The 1,226-nt window shown below is 65.2% G+C and carries 1 protein-coding gene; it reads right to left on the bottom strand.

Annotated elements, in window-relative coordinates:
- Window positions 1-319 precede the first annotated feature (319 nt).
- Window positions 320-1,102 carry a hypothetical protein gene (locus B6S44_RS16395; protein WP_164985854.1) on the bottom strand — a complete coding sequence of 261 codons (783 nt, stop codon included), beginning with the start codon at window positions 1,100-1,102 and terminating at the stop codon, window positions 320-322.
- Between the last annotated feature and the right edge of the window lie 124 nt (window positions 1,103-1,226).

Below are 1,226 nucleotides of genomic sequence, written 5' to 3' on the forward strand. Positions count from 1 at the left end.
GGGTCCATACTAGCGGAAATCAGGCGCTGGAATCGTAGCGATCACGCGCGCGCTGCTCGGCACACCTTTGGTGTCCCAACCAAGGCTCGCGACGGATGCTCCATTATTCGTGACCCGGTGCGGGCGCACTCGGCAGGTTGTCCGAGGCCCTAAGCGTGATTTCGATCTCATAGGAGCTGTCGTCCCAATCGAAGAGTGATGAGCTGCACTGGGGACAAAATCGCCTACCTCCCGCTCGGCTTCGATCCGAGTTAGCCAGTCGGCGCCGCAATCTAACGCGGCGCCGACAACACGACTGAGCGACGATAGATTCTGGAGACTAGCGGGATCCAAACAATGCGGTGAGATCGATCTCTTCATCGCGATGCTTCCCGCCCAGTACAGCCGCAAACCAAGCTGCTGCGGCGCCAGCCAGCAGCGCGGCTGCGGTCAGGAATGCGGTTATGACACCCATCCTGCGCGCGCGTTCGGCAGCCTGCTTCGCAGTTTCCTTCGCCTGGTTTAGTTTCGCATACGCATCGTCGATGCGCTTCTCGGCGTCTTGTTGAGAGACGTTTGCGCGCGCCGCGAGGCGGTTTGCGATGTAGGTGCGGTCAGCCGGATCGAGGGCACCGCTCGCCAAGCTGCGACTTAAGATGCGTGAAGCCTCCTCGCGCTCTCCCGCCGACACGGGTTCGCTACCGGTGGAACGCATCACAGAGTCGAGCGCTGAGCCGAGGGGGTCCGCCTGTTGGCTGATCAGCGCACCCGCGCCCGTCGCGGCTGCAGTGACCCCTGCCGCAGCGGTTTTGGCAGCCCCGGTCAGCACCGAACTGGTGAGCATCGCAACAAGCAAGGCACCAGCGGCCCAGACGACTAGTCCGTGCGCGCCATCGCGCACATGACGTTCATGATCAGTGGCATCGAGGGTTGGCCGGCGCATCCGTCCAGCCAAATATCCACCGGCAGCGCAGGCAGAAATCGTCACCCAGAGCGCCCAGATCCCGCCCGCGATCGCTAATGCGGTCAGACCGGAGGAGCGAGAGGTGTCGGCGGAGACCATCGAAAGCCCGATGGCAGAACCGAATGCCGCCATGATCGTGGTGATGGCGGCGGCGATCACCGCGCCGCCACTGTCCCCGCCATCGCCCACCCCCCGCCCACCATGGCCCCCCCCCCCCCTCCCCCACCCCCCACCCCCCCCCCCCCTTCCCCCCCCCTTCCCCCCCCCATCCCACCCCACCCCC

This window comes from Allobosea sp. Tri-44, from assembly GCF_004123845.1.
GTDB lineage: Bacteria > Pseudomonadota > Alphaproteobacteria > Rhizobiales > Beijerinckiaceae > Allobosea.